The sequence below is a fragment of the Gulosibacter sediminis genome, assembly GCF_023370115.1.
In the GTDB taxonomy this organism is placed as follows: domain Bacteria; phylum Actinomycetota; class Actinomycetes; order Actinomycetales; family Microbacteriaceae; genus Gulosibacter; species Gulosibacter sediminis_A.
Window position 1 is genome coordinate 508,019 of the sequence record NZ_CP097160.1, and the last position, 21,273, is coordinate 529,291.

Here is a 21,273-nt window from a genome sequence, read left to right on the forward strand (position 1 = left end):
ACGGCTAGCTAGCGGGTGCTCCCGCCGGGGCTCTGCGCGCGGCGGCCGCCGCGACGCTGGCCCGAACCCTGCGTCGGGAACTGGCTCGCGAACTTGCCCGAGGTTGAGCCCGAGCGCTGGCCCGAGCCGGAGCGCTGGCCGTTGCCCGACGTCGAACCCGAGCGCTGGCCCGAACCCGAGCGCTGGCCGGAGCCGGCGCGCTCGCCCGCGGGGCGGTGCCCGCCGGTGTTCTGCCGCGGGCTGTCGCCGCGCGACTGCGAGTCCTGACGACCCTGGCTCTGTCCCTGACCCGAACCGTTGCCACGACCGCGGCCACCGCGTGAACGCTTGCGCTTCGCGTTGGCGCCCTGCGAGCGGCCCTCGCCGGCGGGAGCCTGGCCGTTCGCGCGCTGCTGGGCGGCCTGCGCGTCGGCGCGCTTGCGCTCGGTGACCTTCGGGTCGACGCGCTGGGCGACCTCGCCCACGAGGGGCGCGACCGACGGGCTCGTCGCGGTGACCTGCTCGGGCGTGACGCGAATCTTCGCGGCGCGCAGCAGCTGCTTCATCTCGCCGCGCTGCTCGGGCAGCACGATGGTGACGACGTCACCCTCGTTGCCGGCACGCGCGGTGCGGCCCGAGCGGTGCAGGTAGGCCTTGTGCTCGACGGGCGGGTCGATGTGCACCACGAGGGTGACGCCATCGACGTGCACGCCGCGCGCAGCGACGTCGGTCGCGACGAGCACCTTGGCCTCGCCACTCACGAACTCGGCGAGGTTGCGGTCGCGGGCGTTCTGCGAGAGGTTGCCCTGCAGCTCGACGGCGGGGATGCCCCGGGCCGTGAGGTGGCGCGCGAGCTTCTTCGCCTGGTGCTTCATGCGCGTGAAGAAGATGCGGCGGTCGGTGCCCGACGCGAGCGCCTCGATGAGCGCATCCTTCTCGGCCTTGCCCGCGACGTCGAACACGTGGTGGGTGAGCTGCGGCACGGGCGACTCGGCGCTGTCGACCGAGTGGAGCACGGGGGAGTGGAGGTACTTCTTCACGACGCCGTCGACGCCACCGTCGAGGGTCGCGCTGAACAGCAGGCGCTGGCCGCGCTTCGGCGTGGCGTTGAGGATGCGGGTGACGACGGGCAGGAAGCCCATGTCGGCCATGTGGTCGGCCTCGTCGAGCACGGTGATCTCGACCGAGTCGAGGCTCACGACGCCCTGGCGCATGAGGTCGTCGAGACGACCCGGCGCGGCCACGACGATGTCGACGCCGCGGTTGAGTGCGTCTTCCTGGCGCTTCTGTGAGACGCCGCCGAAGATCGTGGTGACGCGCACGCCCATCGGGGTGCCGAGCATCTCGATGGTCTCGGCGATCTGCGTGACGAGCTCACGCGTCGGCGCGAGCACGAGGCCGCGCGGGTGCGCCTGCTTGCGCTTGGCCTGCGCATCCGTCGCGAGGTTCGCGACAAGCGGGATCCCGAAGGCGATGGTCTTGCCTGAGCCGGTGCGGCCGCGGCCGAGCACGTCGCGGCCGGCGAGCGAGTCGGGGAGAGTGTCGCGCTGGATGGGGAAGGCGGTGGTCTTGCCGTTCTGCTCGAGGGCGGCGGCCATTGGGGCCGGAACGCCGAGCTCGGCGAAGGTAGGTGAAGTCAAGTTGTGCTTTCGGTGTGCAGCCACGGGCTCCAGCGCGACGGATTGCATCGCGCAGAATGTATCGTGACTTAGTCGGCGAGTGCGCAGGATGTTGCGCATCGGTTCGCCGCGGAAGAGTGCCGCACGGTGCTGGAATGCCCGGGCAAGTTACGTCAGCGACGATGGGCCTCAAAGAGGACCGACTGCCTAGTCTACAGGCGCTTGGGATGCGCGGCCAGAGTCGGCGCCCCGGGCGCACGCAGAAATATGCCGCCGAACGCGAACGCCCGGCGGCACGTAGCCGGCACGCTGCGGTTAGCCGCGTCGCCAGAGTGTCAGGTGGATGACGCCGCTCGGCGAAGTGACGGACTCGATGTTGAAGGTGCTCACCGGCGTGGCCGAACGGCGACTCGTGGGTTTGCTCAGCGCCGGTGCCGAAGCCGTCGAGCGAAATCGTGAAGTTGTGCACGCGAACGCGTGAGGTGGTGGAGGACATCGTGGGTTCCTCTCGAATTTGGTGGGCTACGCGACCTGCTTGACCGCGAACCAGTTGCCTTCGGGGTCGGCGAAATTGAAGGTGGTCATGCCACCCGCCTCGACGATGTCGCCGACCGTGGTGCCTGCCGCGGCGAGGCTGTCGCGCATCGCCGTGATGTCGGGGCTCTTGAAGAGGATGGACGGGGTCGCGAGGTCGAGCTCGGGCGAGGATTGCGCGACGACGTTGCGGTCGAACAGGGTGATGTGGGCGTCGGATGCGGCGGTCGGCGTGAGCTCGACGAAGAGGGTGGCGCCGTCGACCTGCTGGGCGTCGACCTCGGTGAAGCCGACGGTGTCGACCCAGAAGTCCGCGACATCGCGGGGGTTCTCGACGTAAATCATGACGTTGCCGAACTTGGTGATCATGGCTGCCTCCGTGGCCTTGGCTTCGGTGTGGGGATGCTGGGCTCGGTCAGTATTGCGTGCGGAGGTGTGTGGTTGCCGAAGCCTGGCCCGTTTTGCGTTTCGCTCGAAACCCTGTAAAGTAATCCGTTGTGCCGCGGCCTCTTCCACGGGTCGGCGGGCGCACCAATGGGGTATGGTGTAATTGGCAACACGACGGTTTCTGGTACCGTTATTCTTGGTTCGAGTCCAGGTACCCCAGCCAATCGAAGCCCTCGCGAGAGCGAGGGTTTGTTCGTTTCCGGTGGATGTTTGCCGGAAGCAACAAGGGGCGTGCGCCGACCGAAGTCGGCGCACGCCCCTTGTTGTGGCTGCGAAAACTACGCGACGACCGCGAAACCGCTCGTCCACTGAATCTTCTCGCCTGCAGCGAGCGTGAGCTGCAGGAAGCCGAGGGCCTCGAGCTCGTGCGCGCGCTTGAGCGAACCGGCGTCAATGGCCTTGAGGCCGCCCGCAACCACGGCGTTCACGAGCTGCGACTTGGCGTCGGTGTCGTCGCCCGCGACGAGCACGGTGGTGGCGTTCTCGCCGACCTTGCCCGAGGCAAGCGTCGCGGCGAAGTTCGTGTTGAAGGCCTTGAGTACGCGAGCGCCCGGCAGCTGCTTCTGCAGCTCAGCCGCGGCGGAGCTGCCCTCGGGCACGACGAGCGAGTCGAAGGTCTCGAAGTTGAGCGGGTTGGTGATGTCGACGACAACCTTGCCACTGAGCTGCTCGCCGTAGTTCGCGACGATTTCGGCGAGGGCGGGGTAGGGCACTGCGAGCACGACGACGTCGCCCGAGATGGTGGCGCCCGCACCCTGTTCGTGCGTGATGTGGTCGACCGAAGCGCCGCCGGCAGCGAGGACGCCGCCGATCGCGTTGGCCATGTTGCCAGTGCCGAAGATCGTGAAGGTGGTCATGATTGAACTCCTTTTCGTGCCGCAGCTCTTTGTTGCAGCTTCAAGTAAATAGAAGCACGATTCACTTCAAGGTGCAACTAATTGGGGAGATGTGGAGGGAACTTCAAGCTCGCGTCACGGATGCGTCGGGAAACGAGAGTGGGGTGCCGACCAATACTGGCCAGCACCCCACTCGGCACAACTATGTCGTCGAACCCTAGTAGCTCATCCCCTCGCGCTCGGCAGGCTCGGCCCGCTTTGCGGCCGCGAGCTGTCGCTGAGCATCGGCACGCAGCGATGAGATGTCGGTCGCCGCGGTGATAAACGTGAAACCCTGCTCCACCCGCTGCGCGGCCTGCTCGCCGTCGGCGCAGTGCACGCCCGCGATCTTGCCCCGCGAGGTCGCGGCCTGCGCGACCCGCTCGAGCTCCGCATCCAGCCGAGGCAGGATCTCGTCCTCGAACGGCACCTTCGCGCCGAGGGCCAGTGACAAGTCGTAGGGACCGACGTACACGCCGTCGACACCATCGACCTCAAGGATTGCCTCGAGATCGGCAAGCCCCGCGGCGGTCTCAATCATCACGAGCACGGTCACCGAAGCATCCGTCTCTCCCGGGGTGTTCTCGAAATGCGAGCCAAGTCGCATCGGTCCATACGAGCGGTCGCCACCCGAAGTTGGGTAGCGGGCCGCACGGGCCGCGCTCGCCGCCTCGGCCGCGGAATTCACGAGCGGCACGATCACGCCGTGCGCGCCAGCGTCCAGCACACGGCCGATCTCGGCGGGTGAGTTCGTCGAGACTCGCGCAAACGGGGTCGCGCCGCCCGCAGTGATCGCGAGAAGTGCACGCACCTGCGCGTCGTAGCCGACGAGTCCGTGCTGACCATCCACGCAGACGTAGTCGAAACCGCTGCGCGCGATTTGTTCGGTGCCCACCGGCGAATCGAGCGTGACCCAGGCGCCGAAGCTCGGCGCATCCTGCTGTCGTCCGATCGTTGCGTTAGGCATCGAGATCCTCGTTGTGGCGCACCTTCACAAACGACACTGAGATGAAACTCACGACGGCACAGAAGACGACGAACAGCGCGACCGGAATCCAGCTGCCCGAGAACGTGGTGAGCAGAGCGGTGGCGATGAGCGGGGCCGGGCCACCGACAAGCGCAGCGCCGATCTGGTAGCCCAGGGATGCGCCGGTGTAGCGGATCTCGGGCGCGAAGTTCTCGGCGAGCACGGTGCCGATGAGCGAACCGTAGGTCGGCCAGATGATCGCGAACGAGACGATGATCGCGATGCCGGCGAGCGCGAGGCTGCCGCTCGAGAGCATGGCGAGGTAGGGGAACACGAAAACTGCGACCGCGACGCTACCGCCGAGGAACACCTTCTTGCGCCCGATGCGGTCGGAGAGGCCGCCGTAAAACAGCATGCCGCCGACGCCGATGATCGAACCGGCGAGCACGAAGCCGAGGATGGCGGTGAAGTCGTAGCCGAAGCCGGTGGCGTAAGAGATCGAGAACGTCGCGAAGATGAAGAACGTGCTCGTCTCGATGAACTTCGCGCCGGTCGAGATGAGGACCTCGCGCCAGTAGTGCTTGAAGACGGTCGCGATCGGGAGCTTCTCGGTGGTGCCCTCAGCCTTGACCTTACGGAACGACGGGGTCTCGTCGATCTTCGACCGGATCCAGAGGCCGACCGCGAGCAGCACGCCCGAGAGGAGGAACGGGATGCGCCAGCCGAACTCGGCGAAGGCATCCTCAGGGAAGATCGCGCGGGCGACGATCGTCACGATGTTGCCGAGCGCGAGGCCGGTGAGGGCGCCGATCTGCGGCACAGCGCCGTAGAAGCCGCGCTTGTTCTTCGGCGCGTACTCGACGGCGAGCAGCAGGCCGCCGCCCCACTCGCCACCGAGGGCGAGTCCCTGGACGAGGCGTAGGAGCGTCAGAAGAATCGGCGCCGCAACGCCGATCGCGGCGTAGTCGGGCAGCACTCCCATGAGCATGGTCGCGACACCCATCAGCGTCAGGGTGATCACGAGGGTCTTCTTGCGGCCAATGCGGTCACCGATGTGGCTAAAGACCACGCCACCGAGCGGGCGCACGACGAAGGCGAGCGCGAACGATGCGAACGCAAGCATCGAGCTCACGGTGGCGTCGTCGCTCGGGAAGAAGTGCACGTTAAAGACGGCGGTCGCCATCGTGCCGTAGAGGAAGTAGTCGTACCACTCGATCGTGGAGCCGACGGCGCTGCCCCAGAGGGCACGACGTCGATCCCGCGCGCTGACCTGAATGTCAGTCGCGGGCGACACGTTGGAATTTGTAGCAGTCATGCTGTCTCCTTTGATAGCCGTGAGTTGCGTTGCTACGCGGATGCGGGGGTGTTCGGAGTCAAGATGGGTCGGCCGATCGCGCCCGTGCGGAGGTGGGCGATCGCGGCGTTTGCCTCGTCGAGCGGGAAGCTCTCGTCGAGCAGCGCTTCGAGCTGAAGCTTGCCGGACTTATAGAGGCCGAGGATCTCGGGGATCTGGATGGGGCTGTTCGCGGTGCCGTAGAGCGAGCCGACGAGGCGTCGGTCGCCCTGCACGAGCACGTTGACAGGCAGCGCGACCTCGTCGCCGACCGCGCCGAGACCCACGACGACCTCGGTGCCGCCGGGCTGCAGCGACTCGAAGCCGGCACGGATAGTCTGCGAGCGACCGATGGCCTCGAGCACGTAGTGCGCGCCGCCGCCGGTGATTTCACGCACGCGCTCGACGAAGTCTTCCTTGCTCGAGTCGATCGTGTGGGTCGCGCCGAGCTCGACGGCCTTTTCGAGGCGTGAGGGCACGAGGTCAGACACGATGATCTGCGCCGCGCCGACGAGTTCTGCCGCCATGATCGCGGAGAGGCCGACGCCACCGGCGCCGATGACGACGACCGACTTGCCCGCCAGGTCGGGCATGTGGTTGAGGATCGCGCCCATGCCGGTGATGACGGCGCAGCCGACGATCGCGGCAACCTCGGAAGGGATGCTCGGATCGATTGCGATCAGCGATTCCTGCGAGACGACGGCGCGCTCGGCGAAGACGGAGTCGCCCATGAGGTGGTGGTAGCGCACGCCATCTTTGCTCAGGCGGGTGCCGCCACGGAGGAGCTCGTTGGTCTGCCCATGAATCTTGCCGAGCTCGCACTGGCCGGGCATGCCCTTGAGGCAGTATTGGCACTCGCCGCAGCGCGGACGCCACAGCATGATGACCTTGTCGCCGGGAGCGACGCGGGTGACGCCCTCGCCGACCGATTCGACGATGCCGGCGCCTTCGTGGCCGAGCACGATCGGCGTCTTCGCATTCAAGCCACCGGTTAGGTAGTGAACGTCGCTGTGGCAGACGCCCGCAGCCTCGATGCGTACCTGGACTTCGCCGGGGCCTGGCGCATCCAGGTCCAAGTCCTCAAGTACGAGCGGGGAACCCGCCTCATGCATCACCATCGCCCTCATCTGAGCGCCTCCTCGTTGAATCAATGTGGCGCAGCAACGGCGCTGGCGTCATCGCCACGCGAGCGTTGCTGCGGCAGTGCGGTATCTGCCGCCGGTCACACTATTTCGACGCCGAGTGAGGCGGGTAAGAGTAGTTCCGGTGAGCGGGACGCTTAAAGAGTGCTGAATGCCGAGTTCGCGCGAATGCGCCGGCTGAGTCCGAGGGCTGTGATGCGCACTGCGGTGGCGTGCTGGAGCACATTGATTCGGCCGGCAGGCCCGGTCACCGAGATCGCCGCGATCGGGGTGCCGTCGGCTCGCAGGAGGGGGCATGCCACGCACTCGACGCCCGGGTTCGATTCCTCGACCTCGTGGGAGTAGCCGTTGACGCGCACGAGCTCGAGTTGCTTGCGGAACGACCGCTCGTCGGCGACGGTGCCGGGGCCGAGCAGCTCGAACTTTTCGGGGATGGCGAGCTGCACCGCCGCCTCAGTGGAGTGCGCGAGTACGGCCTTGCCGCCGGCGGTTGCGTAGGCGGGAACTCGCCCGCCAATGCGGGAGCGGATGTTCATGTCGGAGTCGCGCCCGCGGAGGATTTCGACGTAGACCTGGTCGGCCCCCTTGAGCACGCTGAGCTGCACGGTGATGCCGGTCGCCTGTCGGAGGTCGGCCATGGCGCCGAGGGCCAGCTGACGGAGCTCCTTCGATCGCTGGGCGAGTTCGCCGAGTTCGAAGAGGCGGATGCCTACCCGGACCCCGGAGTCGGCCCGCTCGAGAAAATCGACCTCGATGAGTTCGCTCACGATGCGCGACACGACCGATTTCGCGAGCCCGCTGCTGCGCGCAATTTCGTTAACGCCGATGACCGGTCGCTCGCCGGAAAAGGCACCGAGCACGGCGGCAACTCGGCCAATCATCGAACGCGGCGTGATCCGCTCATCGGAACTCATGCGGTCAGTTTATGCGACTCCTGTCGTCGCCCGCGCGAAGAACGGACGCAGATATTCGCGGAGCGCCTCGTCGCAGACATAGACGTAGGTGCCGCGGATGCCGCGGGTGAGGAGCACCGAGTAGATGTTCTTCACATACTCGAGGAGGTCGGCGTCGGAACAGGTGATGCCGAGTTTCGGGTTGTTCTCTCGGCCCTTCTTGTCGTGATACTCGCCACGATCAAACACCAGGTGCTGCGTCGCCGAGCAGTTCACCAGCCTCGATGGTGATGCTCTTCGCGAGGTTTTCTGGCGAGTGGAACTGTGCCCCGTCTCGCTCCGCGACGAATGCGCGCAGCCGCTCACGGACGACATCTTCAGCCATGACCTCAAGCTCGCAGTCGTCCAGGAGATCGCCGCACTGGTGTCAGTTATGGGTGCCCGCCGGGTTGACGGTGTCGCCTTCCCAAGACAGATCTGAGTGTTCGTCAACCTCGAATGCCTCGAACGTGGGGTCGGCCAGCACCGCGTCGACGAGCCCGCGGCTACCAGCGACGATGGTCGAGTCCCAGTCGATCTCGCTAGCGACGACCCACGATTGGTCGGCCGGCCAGAGCAGCTGTGGTGTGACCCCGTCGTCATCGTTCGTTGCGCCGAGGCCGGCACCGCGCATCCAGCCCGGGTCGCTGAGCTCGGCGAGGCTCGTGTCGAACAGCAGGAACTCGCGGCCGGGCCACTCGAGCCAGGGGCCCCGGCGCACGGCCTCGCGCACCTCGGGCGCCACGGACGCGCGTGCCTCGGCCTCCAGTCGTGCCCGCTCGCGCTTCGCCTCGGCCTCGTCGGTGCCGAAGGCAATGTAGGCGCTCGAGCCGCCATCGTGGAGTTCGCCCCAGCCGTTCCAGACGCCGACGGTGACCTCGTCAGGCGTGGTCGTCGCGGCGCTGAGGTGCGCCGTGAGCGCGGCGAGCAAGCGGGGGTCAAGGCGGCCCTCGTCACCTTGTGAGACTTCCCAGCCGTCGTTGAACGAGAGCGACGTCTCGTCGTCGGTGAGCCGGCGCCACTGCACGAGCGGATGCATGACGCGGCCGTTGCGCTCGGCGATGCGCGCCCATCCCCAGCGCCCATCTTCGGTCATGCGGGGCGAGCCCCACTCATCGATCTCGGGGCCGAAGCGCCACGCGTTGGCGGGGTGGAGGATGCGCGCGTAGGCCTCGAAGCCCGTGCCGGCGACGCCGCCGACGTGGGCCCAATCTCCGACGCGGTGGCGCAGCCAGTCGCCACGCTGCGTGTCGCGAGTGAACTTCATGCCAAATACCGCGCTAGCGATCGGTGCCCTGGCGCCACCGCTCGGCGAGCTCACGCTCGCGAGCCGCGACGGCGCGGTGCTCGTCGCGGGCGCGACGATGGGCGGATGTGCGGCGCAGTCCGAGGTAGCCAATACCGAGCAGCGCGAACCACACCGGCGTCGCGACGAGCCCGACTCTCGTGTCGGCGTCACCCGTGAACGCCCAGAGGAGGAACACGAAGAACGCGAGCACGACCCATGGCATGACCCGACCAAAGGGCATGCGGAACTTGCTCACCGCGTGCTCCTGCGGCCGGCGCTTGCGGTAGACGAGGTAGCTGATGAGGATCATGCTCCACACGAACATGAAGCAGAGCGACGACACGGTGGTGACGATTGCGAAGCCGGTTGACTCGCCGAGTCCGAATGCGAGCATCACCACAGCTGAAAGCAGCACGACACCGGTGAGGAACAGCGCGTTCTGCGGCACGTTGCGCCGCGACAGGCGCGCGAACAGCGACGGCGCATCCCGCTCGGTCGCGAGGCCGTAGACCATGCGCGAGGTCGAGTAGATACCCGAGTTCGCCGACGACATGGCCGAGGTGAGCACGACGAGGTTGACGATCGCGGCGGCCGCCGGCAGCCCCGCCGCGTCGAACACCTGAATGAAGGGGGAGTTGTCGGCGTCGTAGGCAGTCCACGGCATCACCGACATGAGCACGACGAGCGAGCCGATGTAGAAGAGCAGGATGCGCACCGGAATCGAGTTGACGGCCTTCGGCAGATTGCGATCCGGGTCTTGTGTCTCGGCCGCGGTCGTGCCGACGAGCTCGATGCCGACGAAGGCGAACGTTGCGATCTGGAACGCGGCGACGAAGCCCATGAACCCCGTCGAGAAGAAGCCGCCGTCGGCCCAGAGGTGCGCGAAGCTCGCGCGGCCGTGCTCGCCCTCGTAGCCGAGCAGAATGAGGGCGAGGCCGGCGATGATGAGGGCGACGATCGCGACGATTTTCACCATCGCGAACCAGAACTCGGTCTCGCCGAAGGCCCGCACGGTTGGCAGGTTCAAGCCGATGAGAATGAGGATGACGACGAACGCGATGACCGGCAGCGACCACTCGGGCAGCGCCGGCGCGAGGTGGACGACGTAGACCGACGCGATGACGATGACGTCGGCGACGGCGGTTACGACCCAACAGAACCAGTACGTCCAGCCAGTGAAGTAGGCGGCCCACGGGCCGAGCAGGTCGCCGGTCATGTCGGCGAAGTTGCGGTACGACTTCCGCGAGAGCAGTAACTCACCCATCGCGCGCATGACGAAGTAGAGCATGCCGCCGATGATGAGATAGACGAGCAGCACCGAGGGGCCCGCGACCGAGATCGTCTTGCCCGAGCCCATAAATAGGCCCGTGCCGATCGCGCCGCCGATGGCGATGAGCTGAATGTGGCGGCTCTGCAGCGCCCGCTTGAGGTGCGGTTGCTCGCCGTGCGGCGAGGCGGCTGCGCTGACGGTCGGCGTGGGTGCGGTCGGGTTCGTCTGCGGGCTCATGGGGGTCTACGGTACTCGCGCGCGGCGCCAGTCGAAATCGGCGATGAGGATGAACAGGCATCGCTGGCCCGGCGGCGGTGACGCCCGGGGCGGTCTGAACAGCGACCACCCCGGGTCCCACCTCCGGTGATGTCGGCGGTGCCATGACACACGCGCCTAGAACATGCGGCGCTGCAGGCCAGGAACCGCAAACTTGCGTTCGTGCTCGGCCTTCATACGCTCGGCCTCGTGCTGTAGGCGGTGCCGCAGCAGCAGGGTCTCGCGCTCGTGTGCCTCCTCGACGCGTCGGCGTTCGGCGCGCAGCACGAGCCAGACGCCCATGCGGAGTGACACGCGGTCGAAGAAACTGAGCCCTTCGAATTGTTCTTGAACGGGTAATTGAACGGACAGTTGTTGGTGATTGCGGTCGGTGGATATGAGTTGAACGCTATTGTTCACGAGAAAGACTTTCGAGTCACAAAGAAGTAATTGCGCACGCCAAAGAATTGGCGGTGGGGAATTGCGGCGGTGCGTGAGTTCCTGGCTCGAGAATGATCGAGGGGATGCACGGCGGCAGTGCAGCGACGTCTCCCGCATCGAGCCCAGCGATGCTGATTCGCGCAGATCAAGCGGGCGGAGGCCCAGCTTCGTGCCTAGTGGAGGGCTACTCCTGGGGCGCAGCGAAGGAAAATCGGCGTGCCAGCAAAGACGTTGCCTGACGTGATGTACCGAGTTGAATTAATCATCTTCCTGCCCCCTTTCTTTGAGACCTCTTCAACGTACGCACCCAAATGCGCGCGAGTCAAGTCAATTCGCGAAATATCTTGAAAATTGTCTGTGGTGCTCGCGCTCGTGCAAGTTTCGCGCGTGGTGTATCCGAATTCAACGAACGACCGGGGTTCGAATTGATGCACAACTCGGAGCGACTCGGAGGCTAGGAATTGGGTGGGAGCATCCAAATTCTGGTTCGGCGGTTGAGCCCCGCTCTAGGCTCCTCGACATGTCTTCAGCCTCAACGTCGAGCACCGAACGACTCGCCATCTCGGTCGGTGGCGACACGATTGCCGGCACGGTCTGGCTCCCCGCAGCGGAGCCGAGCGGCGTCGTGATCGTCAATCCGGCCACCGCGACACCCGAACGCTTCTACTCGACCTTCGCCGAGTACCTCACGAGCCGCGGCCTCGCCGCCGTGACCTACGACTATCGCGGCATCGGCGCATCCGGCTCGCCTCGCGACCACAAGCAACTGCGCATGCGTGACTGGATGCAGGTCGACGTGCCGTCCGTCGCAGGGTGGGCGCGCTCGCGATTCCCGCAGGTGCCGATCACGGCGGTCGGCCACAGCATTGGCGGGCACGCGATGGTGCTCGGCTATGGCATCGACGAGCTCGACCGCTTCGCGATCGTCGCCTCGCACGCCGCCTACACACGGTCGATCGAGCCGCGGGGCGAGCGACTGCGCGTCGGCGCCATCCTCAGCGTGATCGGCCCGACGCTGAGCCGCGGACTCGGGTACATGCCCGGCAAGCGCCTCGGCATCGGCGAAGATATCCCGGCCGCCGCGATGATCGAGTGGGGCCGCTGGGCCCGCAAGCCGGGCTACTTCTTCGACGACCCGAGCATGGGCGCCATCGAGCGGGCCGCCGCGGTCGATCGTGACGTCTATGCAATCGGCGCGGTCGATGACCCGTGGGCCTCGCCGCGGCAGATGGATGCGCTCACCTCGCGGCTCACCTCGGCCCGCGTCGAGCGGCGCACCTACTCACCCGCGGAACTCGGCGTCGCGAAGCTCGGACACCACGGCCTCCTGCGTCGAAAGGTGGGCGAAGCGGCCTGGCCCGAACTCGTCGACTGGCTCACCGCATCCGCGTGATTGCCGCTGAGGGCACGATCGTGCTGGTCGTCATCGCGGTCGCGCTGCCGATGATTGGCTACTTCTCGCTGTTCCTGCTCATGGCCACCGGGCGGCTCTCGTCGCTGTACGTAAAGCTCCGGGCGCGCCGAGCAGGTGCTGGGGCACGATAGGGTTGCAGAAGGATTCCGTGCCGTACGCAGTGCGCACGCGAATAGTGCGGTCACGTGTGTCCTCGGATGCGCGCCCGTACGACCTACCCGCGGCGGTGCCATCGTCGCGGTATCAGGGATCACCACCGGTCCACGACAAAGAAAGTATGACGTCATGGCCACAGGCACCGTCAAATGGTTCAACTCGGAAAAGGGCTACGGCTTCATCGCGCCCGACGATGGTTCGGCTGACCTGTTCGCGCACTTCAGCGCGATCAACGGCACCGGCTTCCGCGGTCTCGAAGAGGGCCAGAAGGTCGAGTTCGACGCAGAGCAGGGCCCCAAGGGCATGCAGGCGGCGAACATCACCGTTATCTCGTAGTACGACTACGTAGGGCGCCTCGCCCGGGCTTCATCGCTCGGGCGGGGCGCTCTTGTCGTTTCCGCGCGACGCCGCGGCATCGGCGCGAGTGCGAGATCTGGTGGTGGGATGAACACATGGACACGCAACGGCGCATGGCACAGGAGACTCGGGCGGTCTGGGCAACCGCCGTCTGCTTCGTCGCCGGCCTGCTCGGGGGAGTGCTCGTGCTCTGGGGCAACCCCCGCCCGGTCGCCGGCGACGGCTCGGTCGCGATGCCGATGGCGCTCGTCGCGGGGTTCGTCGCGGCCGCGGCCTTCGTCGTGAGCACGGGGATGCACCGCCGCGGCGACCACGCGAGCATGCCCGGCTGGCAGGTCGCGATCTCGTCGCTCTCGGCCGTCGCACTCACGATCGCGTTCGCGGGCGTGACCGCGCTCGCGGTGCTGCTCGCGAGCGAGGTGTTCGCCGTTGGGTTGCAGGGGCTCGAACTGCCGGCGGTCGGCGGCGGGATCCTCACGGGCGTCGCGAGCGCGGTGGGTGGACGCCTCACGTTCGAAGCCGGCATCGAGCTGCGCACAACCGACCTCGCAAACCTGCTGTTCGTCTATCTCATCGTCGGCACGCTGTTCGCGATGATTACGGCCGCCGACCCGCGCTGGTGGGAGCTCAATTTTTCGCAGCTCGGCATCGGGGCCGGCGCGTGGGCGTTCAACGGCACGCTCGTCGTCGCGGGACTCCTCATCGCAACCGTCGGCTCGTATATCGGCCGCGACCTGCACCGCATCCTCGGCGATGCGGCGCTCGGGCGGATCGCGTGGGTCGTCGTGCTCTGGGCCGCGACGGGCGTCGCGCTCGCGGGCGTCGGCATGGTGCCGCTCGAACGCAACCTGCTCGGCCACAACCTCTTCGCGTTGTCGGCGCTCGTGTTGTTCACGGTGGCGGGCGTCGTCACGACGATCGTGATGCCCGGCCCACCGCGGCCGCTCGTGGTGACGTCGGTCGCGATCGCCGCGCTCATCGTCCTCGCGGCCGTGCTCGCGTTCGGCTTCGACCTCTATTCGGTGACGGCGCTCGAGGCGATCGTGATCGGCCTCGGCCTGCTCTGGCTCACGACGCAGGTGCGGATGCTCGCGGTGCTGACACCGCAGGTGACCCGCCCGGCGCGGCGCACGACGATCTTCATCGTTCGGTGAGTCGCGCGCGCACCAAGGCTGCCCGCCAAAGTAAACAACCGGCGAAGTTCGCCGAACTGGCGCCGATGCGGGGCCGCCGGTGTCGCTGGCTGGTGTGAGAATAGAGGTTGTCGCATTGATCCGACTTCCGCGGATCCCGAAGAAGGAGCACCGGAGAACTTGGATACAGCCCTGCCCCCAGCGCAGTCCTCCCCGAACGCGCAAGAGGTGCTGCGGCGCGCCAGCCATGCCCCGGCGCCCCGCACGCTGATCGATATTCTGCGGGCCACGGCGGCGGAGCATCCCGACGCCTCGGCGATTGACGACGGCTCGGCGGCGCTGAGCTACGGCCAGCTGCTCGAGGAGGTCGAGGCGATGGCCGACACCCTGCGTGCCGCGGGCGTTCGGCCCGGTGACCGCGTCGGCGTGCGCGTCGACTCGGGTTCGCAGCAGCTCTACATCGCGATTCTCGCGATCATGCGCGCCCGCGCGGCCTACGTGCCGGTCGACGCCGATGACACCGAGGAGCGCGCGAACCTCGTGTTCGGCGAAGCGCACGTCGCCGGCATTATCGGCAACGACGGCTACGTGTCGAGCGAGCGCGAACTCGGCGGCGTTGAGCCGCCCGAGGCGCCGATCGACTCGGCCGACCCGGCCCTCGAAGAGGACGCCTGGATTATCTTTACCTCGGGCTCGACCGGCGTGCCGAAGGGCGTTGCCGTGACGCACCGCTCGGCGGCCGCGTTCGTCGACGCCGAGGCGAACATGTTCCTCCAGCAGGATCCGCTCGGCCCCGGCGACCGCGTGCTCGCGGGCCTCTCGGTCGCGTTCGACGCGTCGTGCGAGGAGATGTGGCTCGCGTGGCGCCACGGGGCCTGCCTCGTGCCCGCCCCGCGCGCGCTCGTGCGCTCGGGCGAGGACCTCGCGCAGTGGCTCGTGCGCCAGAGCATCTCGGTGGTCTCGACCGTGCCGACACTCGCCGCGATGTGGCCCGCCGAGTCGATTGAGAACGTGCGCCTGCTCATCTTCGGCGGCGAGGCCTGCCCGCCCGAGCTTGCCGCCCGCCTCGTCGAGGAGGACCGCGAGGTCTGGAACACCTACGGCCCGACCGAGGCCACCGTCGTCTCGTGCGGCTGCCAGCTCGACGGCGTCTCGCCGATCAGCATCGGCCTGCCACTCGATGGCTGGGACCTCGCCGTCGTCGACGCCGAGGGCAACCGTGTCGCCCCGGGCGAGCAGGGTGAGCTCATCATCGGCGGCGTCGGCCTCGCCCACTACCTCGACCCCGCGAAGGACGCCGAAAAGTACGCGCCGATGCCGTCGCTCGGGTGGGAGCGCGCGTACCGCTCGGGCGATCTCGTGCGCTTCGAAGAGACCGGCCTGATGTTCCTCGGCCGCGCCGACGACCAGGTCAAGGTCGGTGGTCGCCGCATCGAGCTCGGTGAGGTCGAAAATGCGCTGCAGGATCTGCCCGGCGTGACCGCGGCCGCGGCCGCCGTGCGCAAGAGCGAGGCCGGCGTTGCCGTGCTCGTCGGCTACCTCGTTGTCGAGGGCAACGGTGGCGAACTCGACCGAGCGCACGCCCGTGACTACCTCGCTTCGCGCCTCGCGGCCGGCGTCATGCCGCTGCTCGCGGTCGTTGACGAGCTGCCCATCCGCACCTCGGGCAAGGTCGACCGCGCCGCACTGCCGTGGCCGATTCCGGGCGCCGGCGCGGGGGAGGGGCTCGACGCGAATCCCGATCTCACCGATGCCGAACGCTGGCTCGGCGAGCAGTGGCAGGCCGTGCTCGGCGTGCCGGTGCCGTCGGTGACCGCCGACTTCTTCGACCTTGGTGGCGGCTCGCTCGCCGCGGCGCAGCTCGTGTCGCGCATCCGCACCCGCGTGCCCGAGTTCACGGTGGCTGACATCTACGACGTGCCGCGCCTCGCCGCCATGGCGAAGGCCGTCGCGGCGACCGACGCGAACGCCGACCCCGACAGCTACCACCAGCCCCGGCCGACGCCGAAGCGCACGCAGTGGGCGCAGACCCTCGCGGGCATCCCGCTGTTTATTGCGAGCGGCGTGCGCTGGCTGCTCTACCTGCTCACCGCGAGCACGATTTTGCACGCGATCGACCCGGTCGCGTTTGCCGTGCTGCCCGAGGTCTCGTGGGTGGCGCTCATCATTGGTCTCGTCATCGTTTCGACGCCGTTTGGTCGCATGTCGATCGCGGTGCTCGTCTCGCGTCTGCTGCTCGCGGGCGTGAAGCCCGGCGACTACTCGCGCGGCGGCGGCGTGCACATGCGCCTCTGGCTCGCGGAACAGTTCGCGACGCAGATCGACGCGGTCGGCCTCGCCGGCGCCCCCTGGGTCTCGGTGTACGCCCGGCTGCTCGGCGCGAAGGTCGATAAGGAGGTCAGCCTCCACTCGCTGCCGCCGATCACCGGCATGCTCGAGGTCGGCCGCGGCAGCGCGATCGAGCCCGAGGTCGACCTTACCGGCTACTGGATCGACGGCGACCTGCTGCGCCTCGGCGGTGTGCAGATTGGCAACAACGTCACGGTCGGCGCGCGCTCGACGCTCGCACCGGGCACCCGCGTCGACGACGGCGCCGAGATCGCGCCCGGCTCGGCTGTGTTCGGCCGCGTGAAGTCGGAGCAGCTCTGGGCGGGCTCGCCCGCGGTGCGCATCGGCGGCGCGAAGGACTCGAAGAAGCGCAAGGCGCTCGAGGGCTGGCCGAGGGGCGTCGCCCCGCAGCGCCCCGTCTGGAAGCTCGCCTACGGCATCTCATCGGTCGGCCTCGCGCTATTGCCGTTCGTCGCCTTTACGGTCGGCGCGCTGGTGCTCGCACCGGGCATCCGCGGCGCCGAGACGCTGCTCGGCGCGTTCGGTGGCGTGATGGCCTGGCTCGTGCCGGCCGTGCTCGCCGCCGGCATCGTCTACGCCGGCGCGGTCGTCGTGCTCGTGCGCCTGCTGTCGATTGGGATGCGCGAGGGCACCTACCCGGTGCACAGCCGCCAGGGCTGGGCGGCCTGGACCACGGAGCGCCTGCTCGACGCGGCCCGCAACTTCCTCTTCCCCCTCTACTCGAGCCTGTTCACGCCGATCTGGCTGCGGATGCTCGGGGCCAAGGTCGGCAAGAACGTCGAGGCCTCGACCGTGCTGCTGCTGCCGAAGATGGCACGCATCGACGACGGCGCGTTCCTCGCCGACGACACGATGGTCGCTTCGTACGAGCTGCACCGCGGTTGGCTGCGCATTGGCCAGGTGCGCATCGGCAAGAAGGCGTTCCTCGGCAACTCCGGCATGGCCGGCCCCGGCCACAAGGTGCCAAAGAACTCGCTCGTCGCGGTGCTCTCGGTTGCCCCGTCGAAGGCGAAGTCGGGCTCGTCGTGGCTCGGCTCGCCGGCCACCCGCCTGCGTCGCGTGACGCAGGACGGTGACGACGAGCGCACATACAACCCCGGCGGTCGCCTGCGCATCGCGCGCACGCTCTGGGAGCTCTGCCGCATCGTGCCCGTGTTCGTCACCTGCGGCCTCGGGGTCGCGGTGCTGTTCACCTTCGCGTGGCTGTGGGACGCGACAGGCCCGCTGTGGACCCTGCTGCTCTCGGGCGTCGTCATGCTCGTCGCCGGTGGCATCGCCGCGCTCATCACGACCATCGCGAAGTGGACGATCGTCGGCCCGATCCGCGTTGGCGAGCATCCGCTCTGGTCGAGCTTCGTGTGGCGCACCGAGGTGAGCGACACGTTCACCGAGATGCTCGCCGCGCCCTGGTTTGCCCGCTCGGCCATCGGCACGCCAGCGATGGCGGTGTGGCTGCGCTCGCTCGGCGTGAAGGTCGGCCACGGCGTCTGGTGCGACACCTACTGGCTGCCCGAGCCCGACCTCGTCACGCTCGGCGACGGCTCGACCGTGAACCGCGGTTGCGTCGTGCAGACGCACCTGTTCCACGACCGCATCATGAGCATCGACACCGTCGAGCTCGGCGCAGGCGCGACGCTCGGCCCACACAGCGTGGTGCTGCCCGCCGCGAGCATCGGCGACCACGCGACGGTCGGCCCCGCGTCGCTCGTCATGCGCGGCGAATCGGTGCCCGTCGGCTCGCGCTGGAGCGGCAACCCCATCGGCCCGTGGCGCGCCGTGAAGGTGCGCGCCTACCAATCCACCAACTAACCGCGCACACGCGCTGAGATACTCCCGAATGAAGTCACTTTCCACGCTGCCCACTGCCTTTCCGCACCCCTATATGCCCGACTCGGGCGACGGCCGGTACTCGGTAGAGCACTACGAGCTCGAGCTCGACTACACGCCGCGCACGAATCGGCTCGAGGGCACCGCGACCCTGCGCGTCCTCGTGCTCGAGGCGACGAAGTCGCTGCGGGTCGACCTGCACGCGCTCAAGGCGTCGAAGATGAAGGTGCGCGGCAAGGTGCACAAACAGTTCTCGCAGGATCGCCGCAGCGTGCAGCTCAAGTTTGGCGATCGGCTCGAGGCCGGCGCGCGCTTCGAGGTCGAGATCGAGTACGCGGGCCGACCAGGGCCAACCCGTTCGAAGTGGGGGCAAATCGGTTGGGAGGAGCTCGAGAACGGCGCCCTCGTCGCCTCGCAGCCGACCGGCGCGCCGACCTGGTTTCCGTGCAACGACCGCGTCGACGACCGCGCGACCTACGACATCACCTTCACCTGCGACAAGGACTTCTTTGTCGCGGCGACCGGCAAGCCGGGGCGCGTGTCGTCGCGCGGCGGCAAGCGCACGTGGCGCTTCGCGAGCTCGGTGCCGACGGCGACCTACCTCGTCGCCGTGCACGTCGGTGAGTACCGCGAGTACAAGCTCGGCACCGGGCGCATCGTCACGCCGCCCGCCCAGTGGTCGCGGGTGCGCCAGGCGTTCTCGCCGATGCCGAAGATGGTCGAGGTGTTCGAAGACTGGTTCGGCGAGTACCCGCAGGTCGACCTCACGACGGTCGTGACCGAGGAGGAACTCGAGATTCCGCTCGAGGCCCAGGGCATGGCGACCTTTGGCGTGAACCACTGCGCGCCCGACGAGCAGCGACTCATCGCGCACGAGCTCGCCCACCAGTGGTTTGGCAACAGCGTCGACATTCGCCAGTGGGCCGACATCTGGCTCAACGAGGGCTTCGCCTGCTACGCCGAATGGGTGTGGTCGGAGGCGGCTGGCGGCCGGACGATCGCCGAGTGCGCGCAGCACCACTACGGGCGGCTCGTGCGCGAGCGGCAAGACCTCGTGCTCGCCGACCCGGGCGAGAAGCAGCTGTTCGACGACCGCGTCTACAAGCGCGGCGCCCTGCTGCTCGAGTCGCTGCGTCGCACGGTCGGCAACGACGTGTTCCGGGCCGTGCTGCACCGCTGGGTGACCGAGTACCGCCACCGCCTCGTCGGCACCGAGGACTTCCTCGCGGTGGTCGAGGAGGTCGCGGGCATTCCGCCGCAGGCCGACCTCTGGAAGGCATGGCTCTACGAAAAGCCCGTGCCCCCGCTGCCACCGGTCACCTCGGCGTAGCGTCGCGCGTTCGCGCGGCGAGGGCCACGACGATCGGCCAGCGGTCAGCGTCGGGCCTGCCCGGGCCCACGGGCAGCGTGACGTGCTCGACGGTGAACCCCCGTGCATCCGCTCGCTGCCAGTCGCCGCGCAGGCCGATGCCGCGCGCCTTTGCGACGGCCTCGAGCGCCGTCCACGTTTGGATGCTCGGTTCGGGCGAGTCGGGCAGCGCCTCGGCGATCGCGGCGCGGGTGCGCGGCGAGTCGGTCTCGGCATCGATGCCGAACTCCGTAACGCCGAGCGGCGCGACCGCGACGACCGCGACCGGTCCGGCGTAGCTCACGCTCACGCTGACCCGCGCGACGCTCGCGCCCGCCGGAGTGACGACCCGCAGCGGGCCGTGCTCGCGGCTGCCGCAGACCGCGCACTCCTGCTCGAAGGCGACGTCGCCGAATTCGGGAACGAGCAGCTCTCGCAGCACGCCGCGGGCGACCTCGCGGCGTGACGCGACCGCCGGTCGCGCCCATGCGAGGCGGGCCCCGCCGGGGGTCTCGAGTTGCTGGGTTTCCACGCGAGCATCGTACGCGTCAGGAGGCGATGAGCACTCCGCCAAAGGCGATGCCAGCGACGACCAAGGTGGAGGCGGCGGCGAGGGCGAATGGCCGCGCGCCGACCTTGCGCAGCTGCGCGATGCGCACGCCGCAGCCGAGCCCGAACATCGCGGCCGCGAGCAGCAGGGTCTGGAGTTGGCCCGCGATGTCGAGGGCCAGAGCCGGCAGCGGCACGAACGAGCGCAGCAGCACGGTGGCGAGGAACCCGACTACGAACAGCGGCATGATCGGCGGCAGCTTCGGCGCCGACTGCCCGGCACTCGCCGCGGCATTGCGGCGTGCCCGGATGCTCAGCACGGCCATGACCGGCGCCAGCATGAGCACGCGGGCAAGCTTCACGAGCACGGCTGCCGTGAGCGCGCCGCCGCCGAGGACGCCGCCGATCGCCACGACCTGCGCGATCTCGTGGGTTGCGCCGCCGCCCCACATGCCGGCCGTGCGCGCATCCAGGCCCATCAGTGTCGCGATGCCGGGCACCGCGAAGATCATGATCGTGCCGAAGATGACGACGAGCGCGACCGCGGTGACGGTGTCGTGTTCGTGCTTGTCGTCGGGGTCGGTGACGCCGGCCGCGCCCGCGACCGCCGCGGCGCCGCAGATCGAGAAGCCGCAGGCGATGAGCAGCCGCAACTGCCGCGGCACGCCGAAGAGGCGGCCGAGCGCGAGGGTGCCGAAGATACCGCCGGTCACAATCGCAAGCACCACGAGCAGCATGGGTGCCCCCAGCGCGACGATGTCGCCGAGTACGAGCTGCAGGCCGAGCAGCACGATGCCCGCCCGCAGCAGGTGCTTCGCGGCGAAGCTGATGCCGGGCGTGAGCGGTGCCCGAACGAGGCCGGTGTTTGCCGCGACGACGCCGAGGATGATCGCGACGAGCATCGCGCTGAGGCCGGGCACGAGCAACCCGACTCCCATCGACGCCACCGCGGCCGCGAGCGCCACTGCGACGCCGGGCATCGTCGAACGGATGCGCGGGGTGCGAGTGGTCGGGGCAGGTGTGTCAACGGTGGTGGAGGCCATGCCTCGATGCTTCCG

Annotated in this window: 20 protein-coding genes, 1 tRNA gene and 1 pseudogene; 8 read left to right on the top strand and 14 right to left on the bottom strand. The window is 68.2% G+C overall.

What is annotated here, in order from left to right; translation table 11 throughout:
• Window positions 1-8: 8 nt before the first annotated feature.
• On the bottom strand, window positions 9-1,667 hold the full coding sequence (locus M3M28_RS02200) for a DEAD/DEAH box helicase (protein WP_431193853.1): 1,659 nt from the start codon (window positions 1,665-1,667) through the stop codon (window positions 9-11).
• Window positions 1,668-1,941: 274 nt separating this feature from the next.
• Here M3M28_RS02200 and M3M28_RS02205 point away from each other — a divergent pair, with 274 nt between their 5' ends.
• Window positions 1,942-2,079 carry a hypothetical protein gene (locus tag M3M28_RS02205; protein ID WP_249388051.1) on the top strand — a complete coding sequence of 46 codons (138 nt, stop codon included), beginning with the start codon at window positions 1,942-1,944 and terminating at the stop codon, window positions 2,077-2,079.
• A gap of 41 nt (window positions 2,080-2,120) precedes the next feature.
• Here the strand turns inward: M3M28_RS02205 and M3M28_RS02210 are convergent, their stop codons facing one another.
• On the bottom strand, window positions 2,121-2,501 hold the full coding sequence (locus tag M3M28_RS02210; protein WP_249387229.1) for a VOC family protein: 381 nt from the start codon (window positions 2,499-2,501) through the stop codon (window positions 2,121-2,123).
• 166 nt (window positions 2,502-2,667) lie between these two features.
• Between M3M28_RS02210 and M3M28_RS02215 the strand changes: the two genes are divergently transcribed.
• Window positions 2,668-2,742, top strand: a tRNA-Gln gene (locus tag M3M28_RS02215).
• A 115-nt stretch (window positions 2,743-2,857) separates the two neighbouring features.
• Here the strand turns inward: M3M28_RS02215 and M3M28_RS02220 are convergent.
• The 10 genes and pseudogenes from M3M28_RS02220 to M3M28_RS02265 form a co-directional block, all read right to left on the bottom strand.
• Window positions 2,858-3,436, bottom strand: coding sequence for an NADPH-dependent F420 reductase (locus tag M3M28_RS02220; protein ID WP_249387230.1), 579 nt, complete (start codon window positions 3,434-3,436; stop codon window positions 2,858-2,860).
• Window positions 3,437-3,632: 196 nt separating this feature from the next.
• Window positions 3,633-4,421 carry an HpcH/HpaI aldolase family protein gene (locus M3M28_RS02225; RefSeq protein WP_249387231.1) on the bottom strand — a complete coding sequence of 263 codons (789 nt, stop codon included), beginning with the start codon at window positions 4,419-4,421 and terminating at the stop codon, window positions 3,633-3,635.
• Window positions 4,414-5,736 (bottom strand): MFS transporter, encoded by a 1,323-nt coding sequence (locus M3M28_RS02230; RefSeq protein WP_249387232.1) that lies wholly within the window; start codon window positions 5,734-5,736, stop codon window positions 4,414-4,416. The genes M3M28_RS02225 and M3M28_RS02230 overlap by 8 nt, the downstream gene beginning before the upstream one ends.
• Window positions 5,737-5,768: 32 nt before the next feature.
• Window positions 5,769-6,881, bottom strand: coding sequence for a zinc-binding dehydrogenase (locus tag M3M28_RS02235; protein WP_249387233.1), 1,113 nt, complete (start codon window positions 6,879-6,881; stop codon window positions 5,769-5,771).
• Window positions 6,882-7,033: 152 nt separating this feature from the next.
• Window positions 7,034-7,810: an IclR family transcriptional regulator gene (locus M3M28_RS02240; RefSeq protein ID WP_249387234.1), complete on the bottom strand. Its 777-nt coding sequence runs from the start codon at window positions 7,808-7,810 to the stop codon at window positions 7,034-7,036.
• 9 nt (window positions 7,811-7,819) lie between these two features.
• Complete coding sequence (locus M3M28_RS02245) at window positions 7,820-8,038, bottom strand: DNA/RNA helicase domain-containing protein (RefSeq protein WP_349305337.1); 219 nt, start codon at window positions 8,036-8,038, stop codon at window positions 7,820-7,822.
• Window positions 8,039-8,054: 16 nt separating this feature from the next.
• Window positions 8,055-8,174, bottom strand: a pseudogene (locus M3M28_RS02250) (nucleoside triphosphate pyrophosphohydrolase family protein); the annotation flags it as partial.
• A gap of 42 nt (window positions 8,175-8,216) precedes the next feature.
• Window positions 8,217-9,095, bottom strand: a complete 879-nt coding sequence (locus M3M28_RS02255) for a hypothetical protein (protein WP_249387235.1) — start codon at window positions 9,093-9,095, stop codon at window positions 8,217-8,219.
• A gap of 13 nt (window positions 9,096-9,108) precedes the next feature.
• Entirely contained in the window at window positions 9,109-10,623 is a 1,515-nt protein-coding gene (locus M3M28_RS02260) for an amino acid permease (RefSeq protein ID WP_249387236.1), read from the bottom strand.
• A 156-nt stretch (window positions 10,624-10,779) separates the two neighbouring features.
• Window positions 10,780-10,956: a hypothetical protein gene (locus M3M28_RS02265; protein WP_249387237.1), complete on the bottom strand. Its 177-nt coding sequence runs from the start codon at window positions 10,954-10,956 to the stop codon at window positions 10,780-10,782.
• Window positions 10,957-11,602: 646 nt separating this feature from the next.
• Between M3M28_RS02265 and M3M28_RS02270 the strand changes: the two genes are divergently transcribed.
• The 6 genes from M3M28_RS02270 (at window position 11,603) to M3M28_RS02295 (ending at window position 19,648) form a co-directional block, all read left to right on the top strand.
• Window positions 11,603-12,475 carry an alpha/beta hydrolase family protein gene (locus M3M28_RS02270; protein WP_249387238.1) on the top strand — a complete coding sequence of 291 codons (873 nt, stop codon included), beginning with the start codon at window positions 11,603-11,605 and terminating at the stop codon, window positions 12,473-12,475.
• Window positions 12,472-12,627 (top strand): hypothetical protein, encoded by a 156-nt coding sequence (locus tag M3M28_RS02275; protein WP_249387239.1) that lies wholly within the window; start codon window positions 12,472-12,474, stop codon window positions 12,625-12,627. The genes M3M28_RS02270 and M3M28_RS02275 overlap by 4 nt, the downstream gene beginning before the upstream one ends.
• Before the next feature lie 154 nt (window positions 12,628-12,781).
• Window positions 12,782-12,988, top strand: coding sequence for a cold-shock protein (locus tag M3M28_RS02280; RefSeq protein ID WP_249387240.1), 207 nt, complete (start codon window positions 12,782-12,784; stop codon window positions 12,986-12,988).
• Window positions 12,989-13,122: 134 nt separating this feature from the next.
• Complete coding sequence (locus M3M28_RS02285) at window positions 13,123-14,163, top strand: DUF998 domain-containing protein (protein WP_249387241.1); 1,041 nt, start codon at window positions 13,123-13,125, stop codon at window positions 14,161-14,163.
• A gap of 159 nt (window positions 14,164-14,322) precedes the next feature.
• Window positions 14,323-18,300, top strand: a complete 3,978-nt coding sequence (locus M3M28_RS02290) for a Pls/PosA family non-ribosomal peptide synthetase (RefSeq protein ID WP_431193854.1) — start codon at window positions 14,323-14,325, stop codon at window positions 18,298-18,300.
• A gap of 28 nt (window positions 18,301-18,328) precedes the next feature.
• Window positions 18,329-19,648, top strand: coding sequence for a M1 family metallopeptidase (locus tag M3M28_RS02295; protein ID WP_249387242.1), 1,320 nt, complete (start codon window positions 18,329-18,331; stop codon window positions 19,646-19,648).
• On the opposite strand, the gene M3M28_RS02300 is transcribed toward M3M28_RS02295, so the two are convergent.
• Both M3M28_RS02300 and M3M28_RS02305 read right to left on the bottom strand, forming a co-directional pair.
• A complete protein-coding gene (locus tag M3M28_RS02300; RefSeq protein ID WP_249387243.1) occupies window positions 19,635-20,198 on the bottom strand; it encodes a 4'-phosphopantetheinyl transferase family protein in 564 nt (187 codons plus the stop codon). The genes M3M28_RS02295 and M3M28_RS02300 overlap by 14 nt on opposite strands.
• Before the next feature lie 16 nt (window positions 20,199-20,214).
• A complete protein-coding gene (locus M3M28_RS02305; RefSeq protein WP_249387244.1) occupies window positions 20,215-21,258 on the bottom strand; it encodes a YeiH family protein in 1,044 nt (347 codons plus the stop codon).
• Window positions 21,259-21,273: the final 15 nt, after the last annotated feature.